Raw genomic sequence first — 25334 nt, forward strand, 5'->3', positions numbered from 1 at the left:
ATGAGCGTTTTCACCATCGAAGCCGGCCTCGCCATTCTCGGACTCTTCCTCCTTTTGCTGGAGGCCTTCAAGCCCGACATCTCCCGTCGCACTCTCGGTCTCACCGCCATCGCTGGCGCCGCCATCGCGCTCGTGCTGTTGACCATCGCGCCGCACGACTCTGCCAGCCTGCCCGGCTTCATCCAGCCCTGGCATCAGCTCGACAGCCTCGCCCTCTTCTACAAGGGCTTCGCGCTCGTCATCACCATTCTCGTGCTCTGGCTCACGCTGGAATGCGCCCCCTACCTCACCCGTTTCACTGTCGATGGCAAACTGGCCGAAATGTTCAGCCTGCCGCTCATCGTCTGCGCCGGCATGATGTGGATGGCCTCCGCCCGTGACCTCGTCACCGTCTTTGTTGCGCTCGAACTCGTCACCGTTTCCTTCTACGTCCTCGTCGCCTTTGCACGCAAAAGCGCCTTCAGCCTCGAAGCCGGCGTTAAATATCTCATCCTCGGCGCTCTTTCCACCGGTGTCCTCGTCTATGGCATCGCCTGGATCTACGGCGCCACCGGCACCATGAGCTTCGATGGCATCGCCAAGGCGCTCGCCAATCCTGCCACCAGCAAAACCACCGCTCTCTTCGGTGCCGCCGTGCTGCTCTGCGGTCTCGGCTTCAAAGTCGCCGCCGCTCCTTTCCACATGTGGGTTCCGGACGTCTATCAGGGCGCTCCCACTCCTGTGACGGCCTTCCTTTCCGTCGGTTCTAAAGCCGCTGGCTTCGTCGTCCTCACTCGTGCCCTGGACGCCTTCATGGCCGAAGGCTCCATCATTGGCAGCGAGGTCCAGGGCTTCCTGCTCGTCATCGGTTCGCTCACCGCCCTGCTCGGCAGTCTGCCCGCCATGTTCCAGACCAGCGTCAAGCGTCTGCTTGCCTACTCCAGCATCTCCCACGCAGGCTACCTTCTCCTCGCACTCGCCTGCCGCGAAAGCGCCCGCTTCGATCTCTCCTCCGGTGGTGTCGTCGCCTTCTATCTCGCCACCTACCTGCCCATGACCGTCCTCGGCTTCCTCGGTCTCGGCCTCATGCGCGCCAACGGCCTTGGCGAAGACATCAAGGACTTCACCGGACTCGCCAAACGCAATCCGCTGCTCGCGTTGCTGATGACCATTTCCTTCGCCTCGCTCGCCGGGTTGCCGCTCACTGCCGGTTTCCTCGGCAAGCTCTTCGTCTTCCTCGGCCTCGCCGATCACGGCTACTGGGGTGCCATGAGCTGCGCCGTCATCGCCGCCGCCGCCGGTTTCTACTACTACTTCAAGACCATCCTCGCGATGTACACCACCGAAGGCACCGACGTCCCCGCGCTGACCTTCTCAGGTCCCGCCAAAGCCGTCGCAGGTGCCCTGGCTCTCGTCATCCTGATCCTTGGTGTCTATCCCAAGCCCCTCCAGAACGTGCTGACATCAGATCGCCCTGCTGTTGTGGCGAAGTGATTGACTTGGATGGGGCGCAGCGGTTAAAACCGTTGCATGAACCGTGGCGTTAGTCTGGCAATCCTCGCTTGTCTCCTTTCCTTGCCGGCACAAGCCCAGGAGCGCAAGCTTCCCGAGCTCTCCGCCAATCTCGATGCATTGCTGAATTTCGCAGATCTCTGGAAATGGAGTGCGTCAGACATGGAAAAGCACTACGTGCTGAAGCTCGAAGATCAGGAAAAGCAGCAGAAGCCCCCGCAGTTTGAATGGGTGAGCAGTGCCAGGGACCGCGCGCGCTTCTCCCGTCACATGTTCAGCAACGCGGAGACCAATCTGACCATGTTCGGCGGTTCCATCAAACTGGAGGAAGCCATTCTGGAGTTCGTGAACGGCAAGGCTGCTCGTGCCACGATTTCTTTCTACAATCGCGGCGACTCGGGCGATATCACCACGGCGGAATTCGACCGCATTTTCAAACTGATCGGTCAAAACCTCGGCCAGGTGATGAAGGTCGCTCCCAAGCGCCAGATATTGTCCTCCAATGCCGCGCTGCCCGTCACCGGCTGGAACTGGACTTCGCCCGGCGGTGTCGCCCTGCTCGAATACAACGAATACAATGCACCCGGCAAAGTCACCAAGCCCGAGTTCCTGCGCCTGAAACTCGCCGCACCCAATCAGGCCGACTGGAGCATGGGCAAGATGGCCACCGGCGTTCAGCGCATGGAATTGCTCCAGCGTGTGAAAAAGACGCCTGAAGGTGATGTCTATATTTCCGGCGTCCCCATGGTGGATCAGGGACAGAAAGGCTACTGCGTCGCCGCCAGCTGCCAGCGCCTCTTTGAATACATGCGCATTCCCTGTGACCAGCACGAGATGGCCAAACTCGTCAGCATCGATGGTGAAAGCGGCGCTGATATCACCACCATGCAGAAGAGCCTCGCCAAGATCGATGGCGCCTTCAACGTGATTTTCAAACCGCTGGTGAATCCCGAACAGTATTATTCCAGAGGCAAGCGCCGTGTCTCAGAGAAGGAGTTCCTCTCCATCATCAAGGAATACACCGACAAAGGCGTGCCACTGCTCTGGGGTTTATTCCTTGGCCAGAAGCCCGAAGATCCACCGCTGCCGGGTGACGGCCAGGTCAGCGGCGGCCACATGCGCATGGTCATTGGTTATAACCTGGCCAAGAATCAGGTGCTCTTCACAGACTCCTGGGGCGCAGGTCATGAGCTGAAGCGCATGACATTGCTCGACGCCTACGATGTCACCTTGGGCCTCTACTCCATGGCACCACGCGGGTTCTGATCAGGGCGCACGTCCTTCTTCGACATCCATCATGTCAAAGAACGTCACCAGGTCTTCGCGATGAGCCAGACCAGCCTCGGCCCGCTGCTTGATGAGCCCTTCACTGGCGGCATCGCGCCAGCCGCGCTTGTGCATGAAGCCGTTCCAGATTTCAATCTGCTCTGCCGTCGGCCGGTTGCCATTCAGGCAGCACCATTCCAGGATTTCTTCGTCCGTTCCACCTGCCAGCGTGCGCTCTGACAGATCATAGAAATCCACTCCGAGAAACTTGCACACACGCTCGTCAAAGGTGCGGCTCCCACTCAGGTAACCCAGGTGATAGCCGTCGGGCAGTTTGCCTTCCTTGGCGTTGAGCCGGATTTTATCGAGGATGCGCCCGAAGACGGCAATGCCGCCGACCAGATCACGAGGAGAACGAATGGGAAATGCCATGCGCCTTTTTAACGAGGACGCATGGCAAAGTCAATTCGCCGCCTTATTCCGCCTTCTTCTTCTTCCCTTTGCCAGCCGGTTTGGCAGCAGCAGCCACCTTTTCACCGGGCTTCGGCAGGGTGGCCTTCACCTCTTCCCACGCAGGATTGAGCGTGGCTTCAGTCAGTGAAAAGTTACGAAAATCCACCGACTGGCCGCTCACCGTGAATCCGGGGCTGGCTTTCTCAGTCAGGAAAAGGTCACTGGCACCCCAGGCCACGAGGTCATCCACTTTGCCCAGCATCTTGTCTCCCACCATTTCCAGGCGGACCTTGTGCCAGCCCTCGCCGAGTTCCGTGGGAAAACGGGCAAAGACGACCGCCTTGTCCGGTCCTTCATGGTCGTTGTCATCACGCTGGATGGCCACCGTCTTCGGCGTGATCATGATGCGCGCCATGTGGTCCTTGACGGCATTGATCGAAAGGCTCGTGCTCTTGGCCCCTGAAAACTTAAACTCATACTCAATGACAAAGTCCTTCAGCTTGTTGGGCAGGCGCGTCACCGCACCATGCTTGTCAGCCTCCAGCTCAGAGCCGCGCAGCACACCATCCACCGCCTCCCACTTGCCCTTGGCCGCTTTCCACGGAGCGCCTGCACCGTCGGTGAGCTTGTTTTCATAGATGACTTTGCCTGGGATGGCGAGCAGTGGCTTGTCCTCGCCACGTGCCGCGAAGGCGGCAAGAGCGAGCGTTAGGGTGAGCAGGGAGGTGTGTTTCATGGGCCGTTGTGAACGACAGTACCGCATCCATGTTGCGCGAAAATTCCCGACCTGATACAACCGGCGCATGCGCACCACCGCTGTCTGCCTCACTCTCCTGCTCACCTCCATGCAAGTCGCTGAATCCAACGCCGCCGCCGAAGCCTGGCTCGCAAAGACAAAAATCGCCCCGCCACTGCAGGTGCCAGCATCCCTCGATGCATGGCAGCAGCAGCGAGCACAAATCCGCACAAAATTAAACGAACTCCTCGGTGATCTGCCCCCACGCCCACCGGTATCCGCATTCCAAGTCATCACTCGCGAAGACAAAGGCAGCTACACTCTGGAGACCCTCCAGTTCGACAATGGCGCAGGCGAAATTGTGAAAGGCTACGTCTTTGTGCCGAAGACCGCCACATCACAGAGCAAGGCCCCGGCCATTCTCTACTGCCACTGGCATGGCGGGCAGTACGACGTTGGCAAACAGGAGCTCCTGCAAACGAACGCCACACCCGTCCCCGCAGGCCCTGCGCTGGCCGCGGCCGGTTACGTCGTCCTCGGCATCGACGCCCCTTGTTTCGGCGAGCGCAACGGTCAGGGCCCCGACGGCCCGCAGCAGAAAGGCGGCAATGGCGAGATGACCGCCGCCAAATTCAATCTCTGGGCCGGTCGCACGCTCTGGGGCATGATGATTCGCGATGATCTCACCGCGCTCGATTACCTCTGCTCGCGGCCCGAGGTGGATGCTCAGCGCATCGGCGTCACCGGCATCAGCATGGGCTCCACCCGCAGCTGGTGGATCATGGCGCTGGATGACCGCCCCCGCGCCGCCGTGTGCGTCGGCTGCATGACGCGCTATGAAGAACTCATCCGCGCCGGCATGCTCAAGGCCCACGGCATTTATTACTTCGTCCCCGGCATGCTCAAACACTTCGACACCGAAGCCGTCATCGCCCTCGGTGCACCACGCCCCATGCTCTTCATGACCGGTGATCAAGACAATGGCTCACCCACCGATGGCGTGCGCCACATCGGCAAGATCGTGAGCCAGATCTATCTTCTTAATGGCCTGAATGCGGCTGAGTTTTTTGAAAACAAGATCTACCCCGGCGTCGGCCACGTGTATCTGCCGGACATGTGGGAGAAGACGGTGAAATGGATGGACCGCTGGGTGAAGAACGGAAATCTAGCCAAGTAGGTCAAAGCTGCGCTCAGGCGCATCTGGGCTACCAAGAACTCAAATCATCATGCAGCCGCTCCATCTCACGGGAGAAGGCCGCGCGCTCCGGCATGTCAGGCTCGCCGTAAGGCACGATTTCGATGACGTTCTTGCGCAGGGCGGTGATGCCGCTGCCCCCGTCCGCCTGCTGGATGCTGGTCCATGCGCAATCCGCAAAGCGTGCGGCAAGGATGCAATCCTGCGGCGTGGTGTGGCCGCCGCGCTGCAAATGACCAAGCACAGAAGGACGCACTTCGAGGTCGGGGAAGGGGGCGCCAGCTCGTTGGAAATACTGCTGGAAGGCATCCATCAGCACGTAGGCGCGGTTGCGCTTCTGCGGCGGATCAAACTCCACGCCTTCCGCCACCAGCACGATGGCGTGACCGCGTCCGCGCGTCATCGCGCCTTCGATCTTGGCCGCAAGCTTCTTCATGGCCTCCTCGTTCAGCGCACCCGATTCCGGGGTGACGATCATCTCCGCACCGGAAGCCAGGCCGGCCATCCGCGCCAGATCTCCGCTCGCGCGACCCATCGTTTCCAGCACCATCACCCGGCGGTGGCTGCGTGCCGTGTCGATGAAGTGATCCACCGCCCAGACCAGCGTGTTCACCGCCGTATCGACTCCCAGCGCCATGTCAGTAAATTGAAGATCGTTATCAATCGTCGCAGGAATGCCGATCACGCGCAGATCGCTTTCTTCCGCCAGCAGCCGGGCACCCGTGAGCGAGCCATCTCCGCCCACGACGACCAGTGCGCGCACGTTGAGGCTTTTGAGAAGCTTGAGCACGCTCTCACGCACCTTCTTCTCGTGAAATTCCAGGCAGCGCGCGGATCCCAGGATGGTGCCGCCTTTGCCCATGATGCCGCTCACGCTCGCGTGGTCCATCTGGATGACGTGCAGTTGCTCGGAGATCAGACCCGCTCGGCCCGTGTGGGTGGCGATGTCCTTTTTCAGGCGCACCAAAGCTTCAGCATCATCATTCACAGCACGTGCCGTACGGACGAGGCCGCGGTAACCGTCTCGGATGCCGAGCACCGCGATTTTTTCACGGTTCAGGCCCAGTCGCACGATGGCACGCAGAAAAGCATTCATGCCGGGCGCGTCACCACCACTGAAAAGGACGGCGACGGATTGTTCGGGGAAAGTGGCGCTCATGGGAGAAAATGGAAAATGGGGGATTCTCTGCTTAGCGAGCACTCTGCGCGTGGCAAGTGGCTGCTTAAGAGCTTGAAATTCCTCGCACTTGCTACCCCGCCTGCGCGTGTTAATGGCGGGGGTGTCCCCAGCTTTCGCCACCACGCTTTTCCCGCTCATTGCCGCCCTCCTGTATGCTTTCGGGGCGCTCGTGCTGAAACGCTCCAGCGACCTCGGCGTCGGCCTCTGGCGCACCACATTTGTCGCAAATTTGATTGTCGCGGGGCTGTTCTCCTTCCTCTGGCTGCTCGGCGGCCCCCCCGTGGAAATAGTCGATCTCTGGCAGCCCGGCGTCATCGCCATGTGCCTCTTCATCGGCCAGCTCGCCCAGTTTCTGGCCCTGGAAAAGGGAGATGTTTCCGTCGCCGTGCCCGTTTTTGGACTGAAAGTCATCCTCGTCGCCTTCTTCACCCCGTTGCTTATCGGTGAGGCCGTGGGGGTGAAACTGTGGATCGCCGCCTGTCTCAGCGTCCTGGGCATCACCTTCCTCAACCGCAAGGATGCCGGCCAGCCGCCGCGTCATCTGCTCATCACCTTCGTCGCGGGTGGCATCGGTGCGGTGGCCTTCGCCATCTTCGATGTGCTCGTGCAAAAGTGGGGCCCCTATTGGGGTGTCGGCCGCCTGCTTCCCTGCATTTTCTGGATCAATGCCCTGCTCTCCTTCGGCCTCATTTTCCGCTTTGCGGCTCCCCTGAGCGCCATCCGGGTCCAGGCCTGGCCATGGCTTGTGGGAGGGGCGGTCCTGCTCGGCACCCAGAGCATCATTTTCGTCAGCACCCTCGCCGTCTTTGGCAAGGCCACCTCCGCCAACATCGTCTACGCCTCACGCGGCCTCCTCAGCGTGGCCCTCGTCTGGATGATCGGCCACTGGTTCATGAACGCCGAACAGCACCTCGGCCCCAAAGTCATGCGCTGGCGTCTGGCCGGCGCCCTGCTCATGATGAGCGCCATCGTTTTAGTGGTGGTTTGATCACGGGTCTGTCGCCACGCAAAAAGAAGCCGTTGCCACCCGGCCATGCGAAGGGCATGTTTCCCCATGATTCTGGAAACAATGCCCGCCTTGAGTGCGCTCACCGTGGATCAAAAGCTCCGTCTCGTGTCGGAGCTTTGGCAGGATGTTTCACGTGACAGCACCATCACCGCCGAGACTGCGGCGTTGCTTGATGAGCGGTTGCAGGCATATGATGAGGGAGATATTGAAGCAGTCCGCGCCACAACTCAGGTGGCTGCGGGTATTCGGGAGCTCAAAAAACGCATCGCGGCATCGCGAGCATGATGGCTATCTTGCGTTGAGGCTGATGTTCAACGTCTCAATCAACAGCAGGTGAGACAGCCGAGGGGATATGCCGGCGCACGTTTTAATCAGCGCTATTTTTTAGATGGGGGAGGAGGTGGAGTGTTGCTTGGTCTCACAAAACCAGTTGCGCGATCAACAATGATGGGCGGACTGATTGGGGCTGGACGTGAAGGTATTGGCGATGGCGTGGGGATTGGCTTATTCATGTTCTATGAGAGAAAGAATTTGGGAAATTAGATGTAATGCTGAATTCAACTCCGCTTACTGGCGGCGTTTTGAAAGTAAGGTGTTAAAAGTTGATCTTGGCCTTAAAATTGTGCTCGGTATTGGCACTGTCACAAGTTTCTTTTGTTTTGTCACTAGCACAGGCCTACAGACTGCTTCCGCTATTATTGGGTTAGTTTGTGCATTCATTAGTACGGTGATCCTGCCCGCGTGTTCTTGGGAAAAACTTATTACTCGTATTCAAAGTGTGAGGCATCGGTGGATTGATCTTGCTAGTCAAGCGAAGCGGGTATGGGAAGACTTTGAAGACGGAGAGCGTGTTACTCGCAAAACTGTTGAAGGCATGGAAAGTGTGCAGTTTGATTTAGACCGCGAAAGCTTTTGGTTTGACGACTATGAACGGATAAAGGAACTCGCCGAAAAAGATCTATATTTGGCACTTGGGGCCAAAACGGAGAAATAAAACGGCTTAAATTTCGAAGTCGAGTTAGTCGAGCGTCACTCCTCCCTCACAATCACAAACGTCCTCGCACTCAACCCGCTCGCCTCATCCCTCACCTCAATCTCATGCCTCCCCGGCTTGAGGATGGCAAACGTGTGAGCACCCTCACTGCGCAGCTCCAGCGTCTTGCAACTCCAGCGCGTTTGAGTTGATCCCGCAGCCTGCAGCAGCAGCCGGTTGCCACTGTTGCGAATATCCGGATCAAGAATCACCACCGTGCCCGGAATCGGATTCGTGATCCGCAGCACCGGCCTTTCCCCAGTCTCCGCCGTCGTAACCAAATCCCCCAGCCAGTTGGCGCTGCTGCCAATCCATGCTGCATATTCACGCGGCAGAATCGCCCGGCCACGCGCATCATAATCACCAGCTTGCGCCACAGCGGGGAGCTTGCCGCCAGCGAAAAACTCCTCGCGACTCACCCGCACCGGCGGTGTCTGCGGTGTCAGCCGTTTCCCCGTGCGCGGATCAATGCGCGCACGCACCATGTCCTTCGGCGTCGCAAACCACGTGGCCGGATGCTTCTCATGCAGGTGCAGCATCACATCCTTGAAGATCGGTCCCGCACCCGTCACACCGCTGACATCCTGCATCGGCGTGTTGTCGAAATTACCCACCCACACTCCCACAGTGAACTCCGGCGTGTACCCCAGCGTCCAGTTGTCGCGAAAGGTGGAACTCGTCCCGGTTTTCACAGCACACTTGAACGGCAGCCTTAGCACCGACCAACTGCCAAATGACATCTCACGCGCTTGATTGTCGCTCAAAATATCCGCGATCAGCCAGCTCTCGTTCTCTCCCAAAAGCCGCCGCTCTTCAGCAGCTCGATCATCCTGCGTCAGCGTCCAAGCCTTGAACCGCCCCAGCCGCGCGAGACACGCATACGCATTCGCGAGTTCAACCAGTCGCACCGAGGCATTCCCAATCGTGAGGCCCAGCCCGTAGTGCGCCGCATCTTCCATGAGCGTGCTCATGCCGAGCTCCCTCAGCTTCGGCAGCAGCGTTTCCGCTCCACCAATGCTGTCCAGCACACGCACCGCCGAGATGTTCAGCGAATTGCCCAGCGCATAGCGGTACGTCATCGGCCCATAGCTCCGCAGAGAAAAATTCTCGGGACGATACGTGCCCGACGCAGTCCCAAATTCCACCGGAAGATCAGCCACAATGCTCGCTGGCGTAGCCCCGCGCTCAAAAGCGATCTCATAGGTAAACGGCTTCATCGCCGATCCCGGTGAATGCGCCGCCCACGCCCCATTGAGCTGCCCACCATCCTGCGCAAAGAAATCGCGTGACCCCGCTAGCGCGAGCACCGCCCCCGTCGCATTCTCGATCACCACCACCGCCGCATGCGTCACATGGCGTCCTTTCAGCGATTCCAGCCTCTGCGCGATGATCGTCTCCACCTGCTGCTGCAGCGTGGCATTCAGCGTCGTGCGGATCGTTTCTCCATGTCCTCCTCCGCGCAGCATCTCCACCGCATGCGGTGCCTCGAACCCACCACTGAATCGTTGCAGCACGATCTTCTGGTCCAAGGCCACACGATGCTGCTCGTCATCCAGCCAGTGCAGTTCGTGCATCTTGTCCAAAATTCGGCGCTGACGCGGCAGCACGCCCTCCAGTTTGCGAAACGGATTCAGCCGCGCCGGGGACTGCGGCAGTGCAGCCAGCAGTGCACACTCCGCAGGCGTGAGATCACCCAGCGGTTTGTGAAAATAGCCTGACGCAGCCGTGGCGGCCCCGGTCATGAGATTGCCAAACGAAACCCGGTTCGCATATGCCGCGAGCACCTCCTCGCGGCTCCAGCACATCGCCAGCCGGCGCGCACGCAGCGCTTCAGCAATCTTCACCCCCAGCGTCCGTTTGCCCCTTTGCGGCGTGGTGTTCTTGATCAGCTGCTGGTGAATCGTCGAAGCACCGGAAACAATGTGTCCGCTGCGTCCATTGTCCCACGCCGCGCGCATGACCGCCAGGAGGTCGATGCCACCATGCGAGAAGAAGCGTTTGTCCTCCGCCGCCAGCAGCGCATGCACCAGCGCAGGCGGAATCTCAGGGTATTTCACCGGCGGTGCAGAGCGCGTGCCGTTCTCGTTCAGCAAATGTCGCAGCGGCGTGCCATCGCGGGCGAGATAAAGCGTGGAGGATGGCGGCGGCTTGAGCAGCCCCTCCGGCAGCGGTAGCAGCCACGGCACCCCCCACCAGCCGCCTGCCGCCAGCACGAGCAGGGTGATGAGAATGATGTTCCAGCGGCGGCGCATGCGGCAATCAAGCCCTGAGTGGCGGTGAAATCCAGAGCGCTGTGCTTTTGAGAAGCCGCCTGGCACATTCAAGCATCGCGGCAGCGTCTTGGAGTGCGGTGGCAGAGATGCACGGCGCAAGCCTGCATCGGCGACACCGCTTTCGCTGGGTGGATGATGTTCTTCGGCCTCAGCCCGCAGTCCGGCCAGCGAAAGCGGTGTCGCGCTAAAGCTTGCCACCGCACTCCAAGACGCTGCCGCACTCGCTCAACACATGCCTCCTAGCGTGTTCTTTGAGAACGCGTCCTCTTGACCATCTGCCCCAGCGACGGAGCATGCGCAGCCCGCATGAATCCGCCGCCAACCATCGCCTGCCTCGGTCCCGAGGGGAGTTTTTCGCATCTGATCACGCAGATGCGTTTTCCCGGCCTGGCGGTCAGCCTGCGGGACAATGTGGGAGATGTGTTCGAGTTCCTCGCCACGAATCCAGACGCTCTGGGCATCGTCCCCATCGAAAACTCCTCCGGCGGTTTCATCATCGACACCGTTGACCGTCTGGTGGACACCCGCAGCACCTTGTCCATTCTCGAAGAACTCACGCTGGATGTGAAGCTCGCGCTGCTCGGCAGGGCAGGGGAGCCCATCACCTCCATCCATTCCCACGCGATGCCCTTCTACCATGGCGATGACTGGCTCAAGGCCAACTATCCCGATGTGAAGCGCGTGGTGGAGCCCAGCACGGCGAAAGCCGCTGAAAAAGCCGTCGCCACCCCGGGGGCCGCCGCCATCGGCCCACGCCAAAACGCCGAGCGCCATGGCCTGCAGATCCTGCACTTCCCCATTGCAGGCGAGGTGCCAAACATCACGCAGTTCTATCTCATCGGACACGCGGCCAACACGCCTGGGCTCGAGCACAACCGCACCGCACTCATCGTCGAGCTTCCAGACCGCCCCGGCAGCCTGTGCCGTTTCCTCACGCCCTTGAGTGAAAACGACATCAACATGAAGCGTCTCGAATCACGCCCCATCCGCGGCCAGCCGAACAAGTACCGCTTCTACATCGAAATCGAAGGTTCCACCGCCGATCCCCGCGTGCAGAAGGCCCTCAATCAAACGCGTGCCGATGGCGCGACGATCCGCAGCGTGGGCTCCTACTCCGCCGACCTCCGCTTTGAATCGTAGCAGGGCCATTCCTGGCCCGTCCGGAAACAGAGCCAACAATCATTCCATGAAAAACATCCTCCCCTGCCTGCTGGCCTTGTCCATCAGCCTCAATGCCGCACCCACCATCTCAAAACGCGCCAGCGAAATCGACCCGCGTGCCAAGGAGCATCCCGAAATTGATTTCGTCTTCACAGACAAAAAAGGCAAGCCGCAGGACCTGCAAAACGCGAGCGTCGATGTGAAGGTCAAGCCGCAGGGCAAGCTCGTCATCTGGCTCATGGGCCACAGCGCCCCCCTGTTCGAGCGACTCAACAGCTACGGACTGCACGCGATTCAGGTGCACTACGCCAACAAGTGGTTCGGCCTCATCCCTCCGGCCCGGCTGAATGACGGCAAGACCCTGGGCGACATCCGTCTCGAAGCCTCCATCGGTGAGGACCACAGCGACCTCGTCAGCATTCCGCAGCCGGACGGCATGATGGAGCGCTCGTTTCAATTCGTGAAGTGGCTCGCCAAGGAACATCCCGAAGGCAAATGGGGTCAGTTCATCACCGAAGACGGCAAAGGTCTGCGCTGGGACAAAGTGATCGTCTCCGGCGCATCGCACGGCGCCACGACTTCCGCCCGCTTCGCCAAGCATCAGAAGGTGGATCGCGTGGTCTGCTTCTGCGGTCCGCGTGACAACTACGAGAGCTGGCAGTCGCTGCCCTCCGCGACGCCCGCCAACCGCATCTTCGGCTTCAGCCACGTCCTCGATGGTGGCTGGTCTGCCGACCACTACTGTCGCTCCTGGGAGATGATGGGACTGAATCAGTTCGGACCCATCGTGGATGTCGACATCAGCGCCCCACCGTTTCAAAACACCCGCCGCCTCATTACCAACGCCGATGTGAAAGGCGACGACAAACGCGCCCACAGCTCTGTGACCCCCGGTGGCGCGGCGGTGAAAGACAAGGATGGCAAATTCATCCACGAAGCCGTCTGGCAGTATCTCTTCAATCACCCGGTTGATAAAACCGGCACCCCAACACCCGCCGATCCCGACTGTGTGAAGGATCAGCGCAAATAATCCCGTTGATTCACGCCCAACTCAATCCTCCAACCCGCTCACATATGCTGCTCTCGCTTCGTCCCCTCTCCATCGCCGCCGTGTTCAGTCTCGGCACTCTTCTGAATGCTGCTGACAATCCTTTCATCGGCCGCTGGGCGCTCACCATTCCCGGAGGCGGTGCAGGCTGGCTCGGCGTGGAGTCCAAGGACGGCGCTCTCAGCTCCAGCGTGCTCTGGGGCGGCGGCAGCGTGGTGCCCACCGCTAGCACCAAGGTCGAGGGCGACACCCTGATCGTGACCCGCGAGCAGAAGAACAAGGAAGGCAAACTGGCTGCCATCGAAACGATCACCGCGAAAGCCGAAGGCGAAGTTTTGAAGCTCACCACCTCCAAGAAAAATGCAGAGGGCAAGGAGATCGGCAAGGCCCAGGAATTCGCCGGCAAGCGCATCGCTGACGTGCCACCAGCCCCGGATCTCTCCAAGGTGAAATACGGCGCCCCCATCCAGCTCCTGAACGGCAAGGACCTCACCGGCTGGCGTCTGCTCAAGGAAGGCGTCGACAACGGCTGGAGCGTTGTCGATGGCATCCTGCAAAACCGCGTGGTGAAGGCCAAGGACAAGCACTTCGGCAATCTGCGCACCGACGCTGAATTCGAAGACTTCAATCTCAAGACCGAAGTGCGCACCCAGGAAGGCAGCAACAGCGGTATCTACCTCCGCGGCATCTATGAAGTGCAGGTCATGGAAAGCTTCGGCCAGCCTCTGGATTCACACCACATGGGCGCGCTTTACAGCCGCATCACCCCAAGCGTCGCCGCGGAAAAGCCTATTGGCGAATGGCAGACCCTCGACATCACCCTGGTGGACCGCCACCTCACCGTGATCCTCAATGGCAAGACCATCATCGACAACGCCCCCGTGCTCGGCTGCACCGGCGGTGCCATGACCAGCGATGAATTCAAGCCCGGCCCGATCTACCTCCAGGGAGATCACACAAACGTGGACTACCGCAACATGGTCCTCACCCCGGTGGTGAAGTAACTCGATTGCCCGCTTTCGTGGGTGTGGGACGGATCAAGAAATTCGTTTCACACCCCCAGGCGCTCTTTCACGGTCTTGATGGCCTTGTGCCGGTTGTCCACGGCCAGCTTTTTGAAGATGTGCTCGTTGTGCCGGTTCACCGTGTGCAGCGTCACATCGAGAATCTGCGCGATTTCAGGGTTGTTCTTGCCCTCGCACACCCAGTGCATCACTTCAGCCTCACGCTCCGTCAGGCCGAGGCTCTGCAGCCTTTCGATGGAAACCTGCAGTGATTCCACACGGCCCAGCAGATAAAAACGGTTGTCCTTGCAACGTGCCAGCGAGAGCACGATGCGGTGCCCCTCCTGCTCCATTTCCAGCGGAGGAAAGATGTTCTCACTTTCGTCGGCCAGCTGCTGCAGCCATTGGCGGACGGTTGGAGGCAGAAAATAATGTGGGGCGCCAGGGGCCCGCTCCAAAGATTTGCCAAAGAACCAGTGGGCCGCTTTGTCACCTTCAAGGATTTCTCCCTGTTCCGTGACAATCAGGAGTTCGCATGCAGCCGAAGAGAGCGGCGCATCGCTCATGGTCTGAGGCGCAAGCTCCGTGGTCTTGCCCATGATGGAGCTGTGATGCGGCGCAGGCTGTGACGAGTTGCAGAAAATGAGCCGTTGATTGGCGATGCGGATTTCATCTCCGTTCTTGAGCCGGCGCGCACAGCTGATGCGCAGTCCGTTGACGATGACGCCATTGCGGCTGCCCAGGTCATTGATCCACCAGTCGTCATTCAAATTCATCAGCACTGCGTGGCGTCGTGAAGCCTGCACATTGCTGATGGGAATGTCGTTGTCCGAACGACGGCCAATGAAGCAGGGCCCTTGGAGTGTGTACACGCCTCCACTCCATTTCAATAAGGCTGGTTGATCCTTCATCCCGGCATTCACTGGCATGCAGGATTTTGCGCAGGAGCATGCGATGTGCAACGCGGGTGAAAAAAAGTTACGTATTGGCAGGTCTGCCAATAGCGCGTTTTTCGGTTCAGTTCGATTCGTGTGCTCGCTCACCCCTGCACTCATGAAAACCGATGTTTTGGAACCTATCCGGACACGCTCGTCGCGAGCGTGTTCTGCATCTGACAGTGCTGCCAAAAGAAGTCCCTGCGCTTCCAGCGTGACCAGCACACAACGTCCGTTTTGCATGCTCTGCGTCCATTGCCCGAAGTGTCTGGAGAATCCTCACACGGTCAGTTGTGACCTCTGCGCCGGATGCCGCGCATGCTCCATGCATGGCCGGGGTTGTTGAGTTTGGGAGAGTTTGTGTCAGAATTCAGGTGGGAGGTTCGTTTTAAATAACAACCATCAAACCTATGAACACGATCCCTGCACCTCAACGAGGACAGGCGGCCTCGTTTCAGCAAGCCGCCACCGCTCACAACGCCGAAGCGCGTTTCGTCACCCGCAATCTCCACCGCGTCTGGCAGCTCCGGCGCATGAAGGCCACCGTCCTGCGGCCCTTCCGTCAGGCCCTGCGCCCTCTGCTCGTCTGGCTCCGTCAGGAGCACATTTTTGTGGAAAGCGGCCAGCATGGCACCCCTCCCATCGGGCTTCACCTGAAGCAGTTCGGCTGGGAAACGATCACACTGGGCCTCGTGCTCGGCCCGCTCGCTTTCATCATGCTTCTCCCACTGCTGATCCTCATCTTCCCCGTTGTCGTGCTCGTTGGCTGCGGTGCTGTCGCTGCATCTGCACTGCAGGCCGACGCTGAGGATGCGGAACATCACACACTGACCTGGCACGCCATGAATTGAGCCTGCCTCAGCCGTTCGTCTTCTGCTTCTTCATCACTCGATACACCAGCCATGCTGCGATGTTGATCACCGCCATGGCAGCGAGGAGTTGTGTGAGCGTCGTCGCGAGGTCGCCTTTGCCCAATCCGCTGCCCACGAGGCTGAAAGCCACATTCAGCGGCAGATAGCCCAGCAGCGTGCCCAGCAGAAAACGCGTGTGCTTTACCGGCGTCATGCCCAGCAGCACGTTCAAGACCAAGCCCGGCACCATCAGCTGCCGCACCCAGAACACCCGCAGGACAGATGGCTTTTTCAGCAATTTTTTGAGCCACGGCCATTTTTCCGCCCGCGATTCAACCGCCCTGCGGAACCCATGACGTGATAAGACAAATGCTCCATATGAGCCCAAAGTCGATGCGACCAGCGAAAGCACCAGCCCTTCACCAAAGCCAAAGACCAGCCCGGCGGCGGCACACAGTGGCAGGCGCGGCACACCCAGCATCACAGTTCCGGCACACGCGATCATGAAGATCGCATGCGCCCCCCAGCCAAACTGGCGCACCATCTCCTTCCAGGTCTGCACATTCGTGATCCACGATTTCAGACCTGTGAAATGCGCCAGCGCCATGAAGGCAGCCACCAGCAGCACCGCAAACAGCACCTGGCGCGTTTCCTTCCCCAGCGCACGCGAGGTCTCCTGCTCCACTTCGCTCGTGATGGAGACATCCAGCTCTTCAGGCTCTGCTGCAGGCTCGTCCTTGGTCGCCATTATTGCAGCTTCCAAAGTTTCGCGTCACTGCGCACATAGATCGCCCCGCCGGAAACCGCAGGGGTCGTGAGCACAGTTTCCTTCAGCTCAATTTCCTTCAAGACCTTGCCTTCAGGTGCCTCGGGATCAATCACCTGGAAAATGCCGCGTTCGTTCACGATGTAGATCCGCTTGCCAGCCGCCACAGGGGAGCCGCTGAAGGGCCCCTTCATGCGCAGCTTCCAGGCTTCATCACCATTCTTGACGCTCGCCTTGATCAGCACGCCCGCGCCATTCACCACATAGATGGAGTCACCCAGCACCAGCGGGCTCGCCGTGCCCGGGTTCAGCTTCTCATTGCGCCACAGCTGCGTCACCGCGCCCTTCTCCGGTGCCAGCGCCGTGATGCCATGAGACACCGCATAAATCGTTTCGCCTGAGCCCACGCTCGAAGGGATCGTGCTCGCCCCGTCGCTGTAATCCCACACCGTCTTTCCCGTCGCCGGTTCCACCGCCAGGATGCCCTTGCTCGACTGCAGGGCCACCGTGTTCTTCCACACCGTCGCGCTCGTCCAGTTCGCTGCCTTCGGCCGTTCCAGCTTCCATTTGTTGCGGCCCGTCGCCACATCTAGGCCCGCCGCGAAGGACTCGCTGTCATTCTCGCTCTGCACCACCAGCGTCCCATCCATCACCACCGGACTCTGCGACATTCCCAGGCTGTTGCTCGCATTCGCATAATCAAACGTCAGCCCGCGCAGCCACAGCAGGTTGCCATCAAGATCAAAGGCAAACAGGTCGTTCGAGGAAAACAGCGCAAACACCCGGTCCCCATCACTGCACGGCGTGTTCGCCGCCACGCAGGTCTTGTTGTGCGTCATCGTGCGTCCTGTTGAGCGCATCGCACGCTCCCAGCGCTTCGTCCCATCCGACGCATTGAAGCAAAACACATGCAGCGTCTCCTGCCCCGGCCCGCTCGAGCACGTCACAAACACACGGTCTCCCACCACGATCGGCGCCGAAAGCCCGCGCCCCGGCAGATCCGCCGCCCACGCCACCTTCAGGTCATCCCCCGGTGCCTTCGCCTCCGTCGAAACTGCCGTCGCATTCGGCCCGCGAAACTGCAGCCAGTCCGCACGCACCACACCCGTTGCCAGGCACATCATCAAACACATCGAAATCGTCTTCATGGTCATTATCGAGGTTAAAAAATTACTTCGCAGCCAGGATCGCCGTGCCCGTCGCATCACACACCCGCAGCTGGAATTCCCACTCCACCGTCCACTGCTCCGTCTGCTCGTTCTGGCAGCACTTCACTAGGATCGTGTTCTTCCCCTTCTTCAGCTGGCACGGCAGCTTGTACTGATCCAGCTTCGCGCCGCGGTGATACTCATCACGTGCAAACAACAGCTCGCCGTTCAGCCACACCTTCCAGCCGTCCTTGCAGCCGATGCGGATCTCCGCCGGCCGGTCCTCCGTGCTGAAAAAATCCGTCGCCGCATAGCCCACCACACTCTTCTCCATCCCGAAAGGCTTGTTGAAGTCGATCTTGCCGTACTCATCCGCGCTCGTGAAGTCCACCCACTTCGCCTCCTTCGTCTTGCCTTCATAGACCGCATCAAACTTCAGCTCCTTCTCCGGCGGATACACCGTGTCGAACCCGGCGCGATCCGCATTGCTGAACGGCGCGATCATCTTCCAGCTCATCAAAAATCCAAAATGCTTCGGCAGGTCCACCTTCTGGTCCAGGCCGCGCAGCTTCTTCGCCAGCACCTTGATCTGGTCCTCATCCCGCGCTCCGCCCAATCCCTTGCCATAGGCCACGATCGCCGCTGCGTTGTCCTTCTTCTCCAGCGCCGCATCACCCGCCTCGATCAGCTTCGCCACCGGATGCCGCCGCAGGTCCGAGCTCGGATCCTCCAGCAGCGTCGGCGTCAGCTCCTCCGCCAGCTTCTCATCTGCCCGGTGGATCAGATCAAACGCCACCACCCGCGCTCCCGGGCTGTTTTGCGTGTTCTTCAAAAATGCCACCAGCGCCGGTACCGGCAGCTTCTTCGCCTTCAGCGCCTCATCCGCGATCACGCCCACCGCCGCCCGCAGCCAGTTTTCCGCCAGCGGATTCGCCCCGTTCATGCCCTTCAGCACCTCCGGCAGCGTCGCCGCATCCGCCTTCACGATCTCCCGCCACGCCTTCCCCGCCGCCTCATTGCCCTGGCCTTCTTTTCCCACCGCGCGCAGAGCTTCGATGGGTTTCGACAAATCCTCCGCCGCCTGCAAAGACACAGCGGCGAGGGCAAACAAACAGAGGAGACTCAATTTCATAGGCAGATGGGCAAGCTTTCACAAAGTACGCCCCACGCCAAGCCGGAGTTTCGTTCCCGATGGCAAAGAGTTCGTTGCTTTGCCTTGAAACACCCCCTGCCGTTGGGAATCTCAGGGGCAGTCCCCCAGCCTGCGCCCTCGACACTGGGCATTTCATCGCCACAGTGCGCGCCCCCTTTCCCTCATGCTCTCCGTTTCCAATGTCAGCAAAACCTACGCCGGCCGCACCTTGTTCAGCCAGGTGTCGTTTCACATCAACCGTGGCGAAAAAATCGGCCTGATCGGCCCCAATGGCGCCGGCAAATCCACGCTCTTCTCCCTGCTGCTGCGCGACACCGTCCCGGACGATGGCCAGGTCGTCATGGAGCGCGGCATCACCTTTGGCTTCCTCCCGCAGGAAAGCGCCCCCATTGAAGACGTCACCGTGCTGGAGCTTGCCACCGGTCATGTGGACGAACATCAGCGCTGGGAAGTCGAGCCCAAGGCCAAGCGCATCCTCAGCGGCCTCGCCTTCCGCGAGTCCGACTTCGAGCGCAACGCCCGCACCCTTAGCGGTGGCTGGGTCATGCGTGCTCACCTTGCCCGTCTCCTCGTGCAGGAGCCCGATCTCCTCCTGCTCGACGAACCGACGAACCACCTCGACCTCGAATCCCTCATCTGGTTCCAAAATTACCTCCAGAGCTATCCGGGCGCCATCCTCATGATTTCGCATGACCGCGAATTCCTCAATGCCCTCTGCGACAGCATCCTCGAAGTCGCCCACAGCAAGATCACCCGCTACACCGGCAATTACGACGACTACACCCGCGAAAAAGCCGCCCGCATGGAGCAGCTTCAGGGCGCCTACGACAATCAGCAGCGCGAGCTCGCCAAGATGCAGGCCTGGGTGGACAAGTTCAAAGCCAAGGCCAACTTCGCCTCCCGCGCGCAGGACAAGGCCAAGATGATCGACCGCATCGAAAAAGTCGATGCACCCGTGGCCGATGCCAAGACTGTCAAGTTCCGCTTCCCGCAGCCACTGCGCAGCGGCCAGCGCGTCATCCGCATCAAGGATGTCGATTTCGCCTACGGCACCCAGCCCGTTTACACCGGCCTCGATCTCGAAATCGAACGCGGCCAGCGCACCGTGCTCGTCGGCCCCAACGGCGCCGGCAAATCCACGCTCCTCAAACTTCTCGCCGGAGCTCTCAAACCTCAGGCCGGCACCTATGAGCTCGGCCACAACGTCAAACTCGGCTACTTCGCCCAGTATCGCGGCGATGTCCTCAACATGCGCCACACCGTGCTGCAGTCCGCCATGGACCTCCCCAGCCGCCCCGGAGAAAACATGTGCCGCACCCTCCTCGGCTCCTTCCTCTTTCACGGAGACGATGTCTTCAAGCCCGTCGGCGTTCTCAGCGGGGGTGAAAAATCACGCCTCGTGCTCGTGCGCCTCCTGCTCGATCCACCAAACTTCCTTCTCATGGACGAGCCCACCACCCATCTCGACATGGGCAGCATCGACGCCCTCATCGGCGCGCTCGATCAATACGAAGGCACCCTCGTCTTCATCAGCCATGACGTGCACTTCATCCGTCAGATGGCCAAGCACGTCCTGCACGTCAGCGCTGGCGTCATCACCCCCTACGCCGGCGACTACCAGTACTACCTCGACAAGTCCAAGGCCGGCTCCGCCCGCGAGGCCCTCACCGCCACCCTGCACAACGCCCAGCCCAATTCTTATAACAGCGCCCCAGCACCAAAAGAGGCCAAGAGCAAGCAGCAGCGCCGTGCCGAGGCCGATGCCCGCAATGCCTACAGCAAGGCCAAGAAGGAGCTCGATCTGCGCATCTTCAAAATCGAGCAGGAGCTCGCCACCCTCGACAAGCGCAAGCACGAGATCGTCAATCTCCTCCAGGAAGAAGCCACTTATGCCGATGCCGCCCAGTTCCGCGTCCTCAGCGCCGAACTCGAAGCCGTCGAAACCAAGATCCCCAAATTCACCACCGAGTGGGAAAAAGCCACGGAGGAGCTGGAGAAACTGGTGCCAGTGGACGCAAAGTAGTCGGCAGTCCTGTGAAAACGGTTGCGCGTAGAGGGTGGCTGTGTTTACCCGGCAGGGTGAACTCACCATCTCATGAACATTGCTTGCGTCGTGGTGCCGTGTGCTGCGTGCTGCTGCTGGTGTCTGTCAGCCTGATGTCTTGCTCAAATGAAGTCGAAGTACGCCATCCGATTCCCGGCACGGGCGCCTTCTGGATTGAAAAAGTCCCGGTGTACAAGAGACCACGTGCACCCCGAGTAAACAAGACTCCGCAACTGCAAGCCCCAAGGCATGATGAAGGCGAGTGGCACGGCGACTCCATGAGTGGCTCTCCGAGCATGCTGATCCGTCTGGGCGAGCAGAAAATCTACTTTTACAAAGGTGGCCAGCTTGCCGGCGTCTCGCCGATTTCCTCGGGGCGGGAAGGCATGGCCACCAGGGCTGGCAGTTTCTCCGTCATGGAAAAAGACATCGATCACGCCTCCTCCTTGTTCGGAGACTACGTCAGCAAGGACGGCACCGTCCTGAAGCGCGAGATCGATGTGCGCAAAGATTCGCGCCCGCCCGGCGCATTGTTTGACCCTGCCAGAATGCCTTACTTCATGCGCATCACCGGTGCCATCGGCATGCATGAAGGCTACCTGCCGGGCTATCCCGCCTCCCACGGCTGCATCCGCCTCCCGCAGCGCATGGCGGAGATCTTCTACCGTCATTCCTCCGTGGGCACACCCGTGAAGGTCGTGCCCTGAAGTCCGGCGGCAAAGCTCAGATCGCGGTGCTGATCTGCGCGTCCTTGCTCAGCAAGGCCAGTCTCTCAAAGTCCACCTGGTGCGCCTGATCTTCGACATTCTTCCGCATCACCTCCAGTCCCGCCTTGAACGACTCGCTCAACGCGGGCACATCCAGAGTCCGGTGGTAGTGAATGTAGATCACTGCTTCACGCAAAAGGAAGAAGTGCTTGAGCTCGAATGCGTCAACGGCTGCCAGCGGGCCTGTCCTTGAGTACCCCTTCCACAGCCCCGCCCACAGCGGCGCGATGCGGTCATTCAGCCCCTCATCAGCAAACTGGTTGAGAACCCTGCAGTAGATCGAATCGTACAATATCGTCGCAAAATCCTGCACAAAGTGCCCGTGCTCGCAGTTGTCGAAGTCGAAGATCCACAGTTGGTCACCATCCAAAAAACAGTTTCCCAGGCAGGCGTCAGCATGAACGAGTCCAAAGGAGCCGGGAGCCGCCGGCAGTTTCCGCAGCTTCTGCATCAGATCCTTGAGGCTCTTCAGAAATCCCGGTGAAACGCGCCCCCGCAGCTCTGCCACATCCTCATTCAGCAGGCGTGACTCATGCCATTGCGCTCTCGTCTCTGCGGCATGGCCTTCAGGCAGCTTCAGTGCATGAGAATGCAGCTGGGCCAGCAGTCCGCCGAGCTTCTCATAGATCGGCGGTGCGATGTCAGACGGCATGATCTTGCGTCCTGGAGCATGCTCAAAGCATGTCACGATGTAAACCGTGCCCTCGGCGCTCAGAGTCACACAGGTTTCGCCATTCAGAGCCTGGATCGGCCTGCACACCCGGACGCCCTGCGCCGCGAGAAATTCGATCCAGGCCAGCTCGGCCTCCACTTGGGCGCTGCTCCGGTGCCTTCCTGTGGAGATGCGCAGAATGCACCTTCTGTCATCACGTCGGCACAGATACACATGGTTCTGGTTGCTTCGCACAAACTCCAGGTCATCGGACGCCATTCCATAGGACCGTGCCAGCATTGCCAGATGTTCGTGTGTAATCATGCAGCGGAGGCAGGGCACTCGGTGATGGCCATTCTTTGTCAAGCTCCGCAAAGGCAGGCTGATCGGTCCGTGGGCCATCCTGCGATGCAAAACATCGTCTGATTTTGCAATGGCCCGTCCCCTCCGCCCGGGGTTAAATCCCGGCAAATGAAAACCATTGCCGAACATGAACAAGCCTTTCGCAGCTCCGAGGAGTTCGACAGAGGCGTGCATGCCTACGTCGCGGCGAAAAAGCGGTTCATCGTGCGTGGCCTCCTGCTCTCGGTCGCAGTCATGGGGATCTCAATCTTGTTGTACTGGCTGTGGCCCGGCGCCAAGGGGCCTGTTTCAGGAAACCTGGCCTGTACGGGACTGGGCATTTTCTTTGTGACCTGCCTCGCCGCATTCCATATGAAGCGGGTACGATGCCCCTTGTGTGGCGGGAAAACGGAGCTCCGGGTCCGGTACACAGGCCAGGGAGGCGATCAGGAGGTCATCACCATCTGCCAGTCTTGTGAGGTTCAATGCCCCACCGGCATGGTCTTTTCGGGTTGAGCTAAGCCCCCTCCGTGATCACCGCCTCGATCCGATACCCATCCGGATCCATCACAAACGCCGCAAAGTAATCCGGCCCATATTCCGCGTGCAGTCCCGCGCCGCCGTTATCCCTGCCGCCATGCGCCAGCGCAGCCTCGTAAAACGCACTCACTGCCTCCCGCGTTGGTGCGGCAAAGGCCACATGAAATCCATCCCCCGGCACGCCCGCATTTTGCGGACGAAGCTTCAGGGCAAACACATCCTTCCCCGGCTCCGTCCCATAGCCCACAAAGGTCTCATCCTCCCACACCCGCCCATACCCCAGCGGTGCCAGCGCGGCATCATAGAAGGCCCCGGAGCGTGCGGCAAGATGACCTTCTCGCCATCACGCCGGCCCAGGTAAACATGGTTCTGGCTGCTGCGCAGAAACTCAAGGTCGTCGGGCACAAATCCATAGGGCCGCGCCAGCAGCGCAAGGTGTGCATCTTGGATCATCGTCTTCATGCTGGGCTTTATTGAGCTGCCCGCATATCACGGTGGCGTTCCAGCGCCTGAGGTTTTGCGCCAGAGCAAAGCAGTTGTTTCAAGGTCTCGACATTCTCCGCCAGCGTATGCGTGAACGTGTTCACCACGGCATCGTAGTCCCCATACCGGTGCACCCATTCTAGCTGCATCTTAGCGAACCCAATCTGCCGGTCCCCGCGCGCGCTCTCCCTTCGTTCCAGCTCCTCCACGGGACATTCCACCTTCACAAAGTACACATCGAATCCCCGCAGCGCCTCTGCGATCTCATCCATCCAGTCACAGCGCTCGATTACATGGTCGATGATCATTGGAAAACCACAGCCCGCAATAAGCGGCAGCGAACGATGAAACGCAGACAGCAGAGGCATCAAAACTTTGGGCCGCGCCGCATCATCCTTCAGCACATGCTCCGGCGTCATGAAGATGAAATTGTCATTCGATACATACAACACCGGCTCCGGCATCGCCCGTTGCAAGGCAGTGGCGAGAGTCGTTTTGCCAGAACTGGACGTTCCATTGAGAAGGATGGCCGGGGCACGGTTCATGAGGAAGGAAAGATCGTAAACAGATCTGCACACCAGACTACTCTCCAACGAGCGCTGCCTCAATCCGATACCCATCCGGATCCATCACAAACGCTGCAAAGTAATCCGGCCCATATTCCGCGTGCAGTCCCGCGCCGCCGTTATCCCTGCCGCCATGCGCCAGCGCAGCCTCATAAAACGCACTCACTGCCTCCCGCGTTGGTGCGGCAAAGGCCACATGAAATCCATCCCCCGGCACGCCCGCATTTTGCGGACGAAGCTTCAGGGCAAACACATCCTTCCCCGGCTCCGTCCCATAGCCCACAAAGGTCTCATCCTCCCACACCCGCCCATACCCCAGCGGTGCCAGCACGGCATCATAGAAGGCCCCGGAGCGTGAAATGTCCGTGACGGCGAAGGAGAGATGATGGAGCATGGCTTGAGATGATTGATTGTCGATCTTGTGGGTCAACGGTCGATCTCAAACATCCGCCGTCATCGACCATGTCGGGATCATCAGGACAGGCTTTCAGTCAATCGGGTTGATCACTTTCGGGAAAGGGATGTCCGTGAAGTCTTTTTCATTGCGGGTGTAAAAAGTCTTCACGCCATGTTTGAGGAGCGTCATCCCCAAAACCGAATCGTGGGTGCGCTGATATGGAAAGCGAGGCTTTTCCAGCAGGGAGAGAACCTCGTTGAAAAAACCTGTTTCATAGCTGCAGCAGACCACACCGCTCTTCTCCCTGATGAACCGCACCTGTGCCGCCGCCTGCGCGGAAGTTCGCGGCTTTTGCAAAATTTTGGGATGGCGTAGCGCTTTGTAAAATTCCCACAAGACCTGGTCTGAGAGAATCCATTCACTTGGATTCGCGAGCATCAGGTTCACCACGGCAAGCACCTTTGCATGCTCCGGCGCATCACTATTGGCCGCATAGATCAGGATGTTGGTGTCCAGGCTGTTCATGGCATTTCATCACCATGGATCAGCGCTTTCATCTCGGAAGCTTTTGCCAGCACCCTGCCTCCGCCGAAAGTGGGAAAAGCTGGCGGGCGCGCCCCGGCATTCGAACGTTTCAGCATCCCCGCACGTTGTTCCAGGTCACGGTCCACGGCACGCCTGACAATTTCACTTACCGGTCGGTCTTCAGCTCGCGCCAGATTTCGAAGCATTTCCATGAGCGGATCAGGAAAAAGAATTTGGATCTTTTGCATGGATCCATGCATCGCATGGATGTTGGGCAAATTCAAGTCGGTAAAGGCCGCTGAAACTCAAGCCAGCC

General features: G+C 59.7%; 27 protein-coding genes. 13 read left to right on the forward strand and 14 right to left on the reverse strand.

Annotated features, from left to right (window positions below; translation table 11 throughout):
- Complete coding sequence (locus tag AC24GY_RS06475; protein WP_487681308.1) at positions 1–1473, forward strand: NADH-quinone oxidoreductase subunit N; 1473 nt, start codon at positions 1–3, stop codon at positions 1471–1473.
- Between the two features lie 36 nt (positions 1474–1509).
- Positions 1510–2757: a C39 family peptidase gene (locus tag AC24GY_RS06480; protein ID WP_487681309.1), complete on the forward strand. Its 1248-nt coding sequence runs from the start codon at positions 1510–1512 to the stop codon at positions 2755–2757.
- Here the strand turns inward: AC24GY_RS06480 and AC24GY_RS06485 are convergent, their stop codons facing one another.
- The gene (locus AC24GY_RS06485; protein ID WP_487681310.1) at positions 2758–3189 is read right to left on the reverse strand and encodes a DUF5069 domain-containing protein; all 432 of its coding nucleotides are present in this window, start codon (positions 3187–3189) and stop codon (positions 2758–2760) included. It abuts the gene before it with no gap.
- 43 nt (positions 3190–3232) lie between these two features.
- On the reverse strand, positions 3233–3946 hold the full coding sequence (locus tag AC24GY_RS06490) for a LamG domain-containing protein (protein ID WP_487681312.1): 714 nt from the start codon (positions 3944–3946) through the stop codon (positions 3233–3235).
- Between the two features lie 67 nt (positions 3947–4013).
- Between AC24GY_RS06490 and AC24GY_RS06495 the strand changes: the two genes are divergently transcribed.
- Entirely contained in the window at positions 4014–5123 is a 1110-nt protein-coding gene (locus AC24GY_RS06495) for an alpha/beta hydrolase family protein (RefSeq protein WP_487681314.1), read from the forward strand.
- A gap of 28 nt (positions 5124–5151) precedes the next feature.
- Here the strand turns inward: AC24GY_RS06495 and AC24GY_RS06500 are convergent, their stop codons facing one another.
- Positions 5152–6300 (reverse strand): 6-phosphofructokinase, encoded by a 1149-nt coding sequence (locus AC24GY_RS06500; RefSeq protein WP_422317657.1) that lies wholly within the window; start codon positions 6298–6300, stop codon positions 5152–5154.
- A gap of 88 nt (positions 6301–6388) precedes the next feature.
- Here AC24GY_RS06500 and AC24GY_RS06505 point away from each other — a divergent pair, with 88 nt between their 5' ends.
- The 3 genes from AC24GY_RS06505 to AC24GY_RS06515 all read left to right on the forward strand — a co-directional run bounded on the left by AC24GY_RS06505 (position 6389) and on the right by AC24GY_RS06515 (position 8324).
- Positions 6389–7309, forward strand: coding sequence for an EamA family transporter (locus AC24GY_RS06505; protein WP_487681316.1), 921 nt, complete (start codon positions 6389–6391; stop codon positions 7307–7309).
- A 90-nt stretch (positions 7310–7399) separates the two neighbouring features.
- The gene (locus AC24GY_RS06510) at positions 7400–7615 is read left to right on the forward strand and encodes an addiction module protein (protein ID WP_487681318.1); all 216 of its coding nucleotides are present in this window, start codon (positions 7400–7402) and stop codon (positions 7613–7615) included.
- Positions 7616–7802: 187 nt separating this feature from the next.
- The gene (locus AC24GY_RS06515; RefSeq protein WP_487681320.1) at positions 7803–8324 is read left to right on the forward strand and encodes a hypothetical protein; all 522 of its coding nucleotides are present in this window, start codon (positions 7803–7805) and stop codon (positions 8322–8324) included.
- Between the two features lie 35 nt (positions 8325–8359).
- Here AC24GY_RS06515 and pbpC read toward each other — a convergent pair whose 3' ends face one another.
- Positions 8360–10615, reverse strand: a complete 2256-nt coding sequence (gene pbpC, locus AC24GY_RS06520) for a penicillin-binding protein 1C (RefSeq protein WP_487681322.1) — start codon at positions 10613–10615, stop codon at positions 8360–8362.
- 327 nt (positions 10616–10942) lie between these two features.
- Between pbpC and AC24GY_RS06525 the strand changes: the two genes are divergently transcribed.
- The 3 genes from AC24GY_RS06525 to AC24GY_RS06535 are packed head-to-tail and all read left to right on the forward strand — an operon-like array spanning position 10943 to position 13849.
- Positions 10943–11776, forward strand: coding sequence for a prephenate dehydratase (locus AC24GY_RS06525; protein ID WP_397381162.1), 834 nt, complete (start codon positions 10943–10945; stop codon positions 11774–11776).
- A gap of 46 nt (positions 11777–11822) precedes the next feature.
- Positions 11823–12827 (forward strand): BPSS1187 family protein, encoded by a 1005-nt coding sequence (locus AC24GY_RS06530; RefSeq protein ID WP_487681324.1) that lies wholly within the window; start codon positions 11823–11825, stop codon positions 12825–12827.
- Between the two features lie 44 nt (positions 12828–12871).
- Entirely contained in the window at positions 12872–13849 is a 978-nt protein-coding gene (locus AC24GY_RS06535) for a 3-keto-disaccharide hydrolase (RefSeq protein WP_487681326.1), read from the forward strand.
- A gap of 47 nt (positions 13850–13896) precedes the next feature.
- On the opposite strand, the gene AC24GY_RS06540 is transcribed toward AC24GY_RS06535, so the two are convergent.
- Entirely contained in the window at positions 13897–14721 is an 825-nt protein-coding gene (locus AC24GY_RS06540; protein WP_487681328.1) for an FHA domain-containing protein, read from the reverse strand.
- Between the two features lie 473 nt (positions 14722–15194).
- Between AC24GY_RS06540 and AC24GY_RS06545 the strand changes: the two genes are divergently transcribed.
- The gene (locus tag AC24GY_RS06545) at positions 15195–15635 is read left to right on the forward strand and encodes a hypothetical protein (protein WP_487681330.1); all 441 of its coding nucleotides are present in this window, start codon (positions 15195–15197) and stop codon (positions 15633–15635) included.
- Between the two features lie 7 nt (positions 15636–15642).
- Here AC24GY_RS06545 and AC24GY_RS06550 read toward each other — a convergent pair whose 3' ends face one another.
- Genes AC24GY_RS06550 through AC24GY_RS06560 form a run of 3 tightly spaced genes read right to left on the reverse strand, consistent with a single transcriptional unit; the run spans position 15643 to position 18681 of the window.
- The gene (locus AC24GY_RS06550) at positions 15643–16383 is read right to left on the reverse strand and encodes a TVP38/TMEM64 family protein (protein ID WP_487681332.1); all 741 of its coding nucleotides are present in this window, start codon (positions 16381–16383) and stop codon (positions 15643–15645) included.
- Entirely contained in the window at positions 16383–17549 is a 1167-nt protein-coding gene (locus AC24GY_RS06555) for an outer membrane protein assembly factor BamB family protein (protein WP_487681334.1), read from the reverse strand. The genes AC24GY_RS06550 and AC24GY_RS06555 overlap by 1 nt, the downstream gene beginning before the upstream one ends.
- A 22-nt stretch (positions 17550–17571) precedes the next feature.
- Positions 17572–18681 carry a hypothetical protein gene (locus tag AC24GY_RS06560; RefSeq protein WP_487681336.1) on the reverse strand — a complete coding sequence of 370 codons (1110 nt, stop codon included), beginning with the start codon at positions 18679–18681 and terminating at the stop codon, positions 17572–17574.
- A gap of 184 nt (positions 18682–18865) precedes the next feature.
- Here AC24GY_RS06560 and abc-f point away from each other — a divergent pair, with 184 nt between their 5' ends.
- Together abc-f and AC24GY_RS06570 are read left to right on the forward strand one after the other, a co-directional pair.
- Positions 18866–20725, forward strand: a complete 1860-nt coding sequence (abc-f, locus tag AC24GY_RS06565) for a ribosomal protection-like ABC-F family protein (RefSeq protein WP_487681338.1) — start codon at positions 18866–18868, stop codon at positions 20723–20725.
- A gap of 299 nt (positions 20726–21024) precedes the next feature.
- Entirely contained in the window at positions 21025–21453 is a 429-nt protein-coding gene (locus AC24GY_RS06570) for a L,D-transpeptidase family protein (protein ID WP_487681340.1), read from the forward strand.
- Positions 21454–21469: 16 nt separating this feature from the next.
- Here AC24GY_RS06570 and AC24GY_RS06575 read toward each other — a convergent pair whose 3' ends face one another.
- Positions 21470–22489, reverse strand: a complete 1020-nt coding sequence (locus AC24GY_RS06575) for a phosphotransferase enzyme family protein (protein WP_487681342.1) — start codon at positions 22487–22489, stop codon at positions 21470–21472.
- A gap of 147 nt (positions 22490–22636) precedes the next feature.
- Between AC24GY_RS06575 and AC24GY_RS06580 the strand changes: the two genes are divergently transcribed.
- Positions 22637–23023 (forward strand): hypothetical protein, encoded by a 387-nt coding sequence (locus AC24GY_RS06580; RefSeq protein ID WP_487681344.1) that lies wholly within the window; start codon positions 22637–22639, stop codon positions 23021–23023.
- Position 23024: 1 nt separating this feature from the next.
- On the opposite strand, the gene AC24GY_RS06585 is transcribed toward AC24GY_RS06580, so the two are convergent.
- From AC24GY_RS06585 to AC24GY_RS06605, 5 genes are all read right to left on the reverse strand, one after another.
- Complete coding sequence (locus tag AC24GY_RS06585; RefSeq protein ID WP_487681346.1) at positions 23025–23315, reverse strand: VOC family protein; 291 nt, start codon at positions 23313–23315, stop codon at positions 23025–23027.
- 202 nt (positions 23316–23517) lie between these two features.
- The gene (locus tag AC24GY_RS06590; RefSeq protein ID WP_422321403.1) at positions 23518–24075 is read right to left on the reverse strand and encodes a chloramphenicol phosphotransferase CPT family protein; all 558 of its coding nucleotides are present in this window, start codon (positions 24073–24075) and stop codon (positions 23518–23520) included.
- A gap of 37 nt (positions 24076–24112) precedes the next feature.
- Complete coding sequence (locus tag AC24GY_RS06595) at positions 24113–24490, reverse strand: VOC family protein (protein ID WP_487681348.1); 378 nt, start codon at positions 24488–24490, stop codon at positions 24113–24115.
- A gap of 93 nt (positions 24491–24583) precedes the next feature.
- On the reverse strand, positions 24584–25018 hold the full coding sequence (locus AC24GY_RS06600; RefSeq protein ID WP_487681350.1) for a type II toxin-antitoxin system VapC family toxin: 435 nt from the start codon (positions 25016–25018) through the stop codon (positions 24584–24586).
- Positions 25015–25266: a ribbon-helix-helix protein, CopG family gene (locus tag AC24GY_RS06605; protein WP_422321400.1), complete on the reverse strand. Its 252-nt coding sequence runs from the start codon at positions 25264–25266 to the stop codon at positions 25015–25017. The genes AC24GY_RS06600 and AC24GY_RS06605 overlap by 4 nt, the downstream gene beginning before the upstream one ends.
- Positions 25267–25334: the final 68 nt, after the last annotated feature.

Source organism: Prosthecobacter sp. Pr1, assembly GCF_057652315.1.

What these genes read in the sequence shown, in the direction of transcription:
- AC24GY_RS06475 (WP_487681308.1), top strand. Translation starts at nt 1, where the DNA reads ATGAGCGTTTTCACCATCGAAGCCGGCCTCGCCATTCTCGGACTCTTC.
- AC24GY_RS06480 (WP_487681309.1), top strand. Translation starts at nt 1,510, where the DNA reads ATGAACCGTGGCGTTAGTCTGGCAATCCTCGCTTGTCTCCTTTCCTTG.
- AC24GY_RS06485 (WP_487681310.1), bottom strand. Translation starts at nt 3,189, where the DNA reads ATGGCATTTCCCATTCGTTCTCCTCGTGATCTGGTCGGCGGCATTGCC.
- AC24GY_RS06490 (WP_487681312.1), bottom strand. Translation starts at nt 3,946, where the DNA reads ATGAAACACACCTCCCTGCTCACCCTAACGCTCGCTCTTGCCGCCTTC.
- AC24GY_RS06495 (WP_487681314.1), top strand. Translation starts at nt 4,014, where the DNA reads ATGCGCACCACCGCTGTCTGCCTCACTCTCCTGCTCACCTCCATGCAA.
- AC24GY_RS06500 (WP_422317657.1), bottom strand. Translation starts at nt 6,300, where the DNA reads ATGAGCGCCACTTTCCCCGAACAATCCGTCGCCGTCCTTTTCAGTGGT.
- pbpC (WP_487681322.1), bottom strand. Translation starts at nt 10,615, where the DNA reads ATGCGCCGCCGCTGGAACATCATTCTCATCACCCTGCTCGTGCTGGCG.
- AC24GY_RS06525 (WP_397381162.1), top strand. Translation starts at nt 10,943, where the DNA reads ATGAATCCGCCGCCAACCATCGCCTGCCTCGGTCCCGAGGGGAGTTTT.
- AC24GY_RS06530 (WP_487681324.1), top strand. Translation starts at nt 11,823, where the DNA reads ATGAAAAACATCCTCCCCTGCCTGCTGGCCTTGTCCATCAGCCTCAAT.
- AC24GY_RS06535 (WP_487681326.1), top strand. Translation starts at nt 12,872, where the DNA reads ATGCTGCTCTCGCTTCGTCCCCTCTCCATCGCCGCCGTGTTCAGTCTC.
- AC24GY_RS06545 (WP_487681330.1), top strand. Translation starts at nt 15,195, where the DNA reads ATGAACACGATCCCTGCACCTCAACGAGGACAGGCGGCCTCGTTTCAG.
- AC24GY_RS06550 (WP_487681332.1), bottom strand. Translation starts at nt 16,383, where the DNA reads ATGGCGACCAAGGACGAGCCTGCAGCAGAGCCTGAAGAGCTGGATGTC.
- AC24GY_RS06555 (WP_487681334.1), bottom strand. Translation starts at nt 17,549, where the DNA reads ATGAAGACGATTTCGATGTGTTTGATGATGTGCCTGGCAACGGGTGTG.
- AC24GY_RS06560 (WP_487681336.1), bottom strand. Translation starts at nt 18,681, where the DNA reads ATGAAATTGAGTCTCCTCTGTTTGTTTGCCCTCGCCGCTGTGTCTTTG.
- abc-f (WP_487681338.1), top strand. Translation starts at nt 18,866, where the DNA reads ATGCTCTCCGTTTCCAATGTCAGCAAAACCTACGCCGGCCGCACCTTG.
- AC24GY_RS06570 (WP_487681340.1), top strand. Translation starts at nt 21,025, where the DNA reads ATGAGTGGCTCTCCGAGCATGCTGATCCGTCTGGGCGAGCAGAAAATC.
- AC24GY_RS06575 (WP_487681342.1), bottom strand. Translation starts at nt 22,489, where the DNA reads ATGATTACACACGAACATCTGGCAATGCTGGCACGGTCCTATGGAATG.
- AC24GY_RS06580 (WP_487681344.1), top strand. Translation starts at nt 22,637, where the DNA reads ATGAAAACCATTGCCGAACATGAACAAGCCTTTCGCAGCTCCGAGGAG.
- AC24GY_RS06590 (WP_422321403.1), bottom strand. Translation starts at nt 24,075, where the DNA reads ATGAACCGTGCCCCGGCCATCCTTCTCAATGGAACGTCCAGTTCTGGC.
- AC24GY_RS06595 (WP_487681348.1), bottom strand. Translation starts at nt 24,490, where the DNA reads ATGCTCCATCATCTCTCCTTCGCCGTCACGGACATTTCACGCTCCGGG.
- AC24GY_RS06600 (WP_487681350.1), bottom strand. Translation starts at nt 25,018, where the DNA reads ATGAACAGCCTGGACACCAACATCCTGATCTATGCGGCCAATAGTGAT.
- AC24GY_RS06605 (WP_422321400.1), bottom strand. Translation starts at nt 25,266, where the DNA reads ATGCAAAAGATCCAAATTCTTTTTCCTGATCCGCTCATGGAAATGCTT.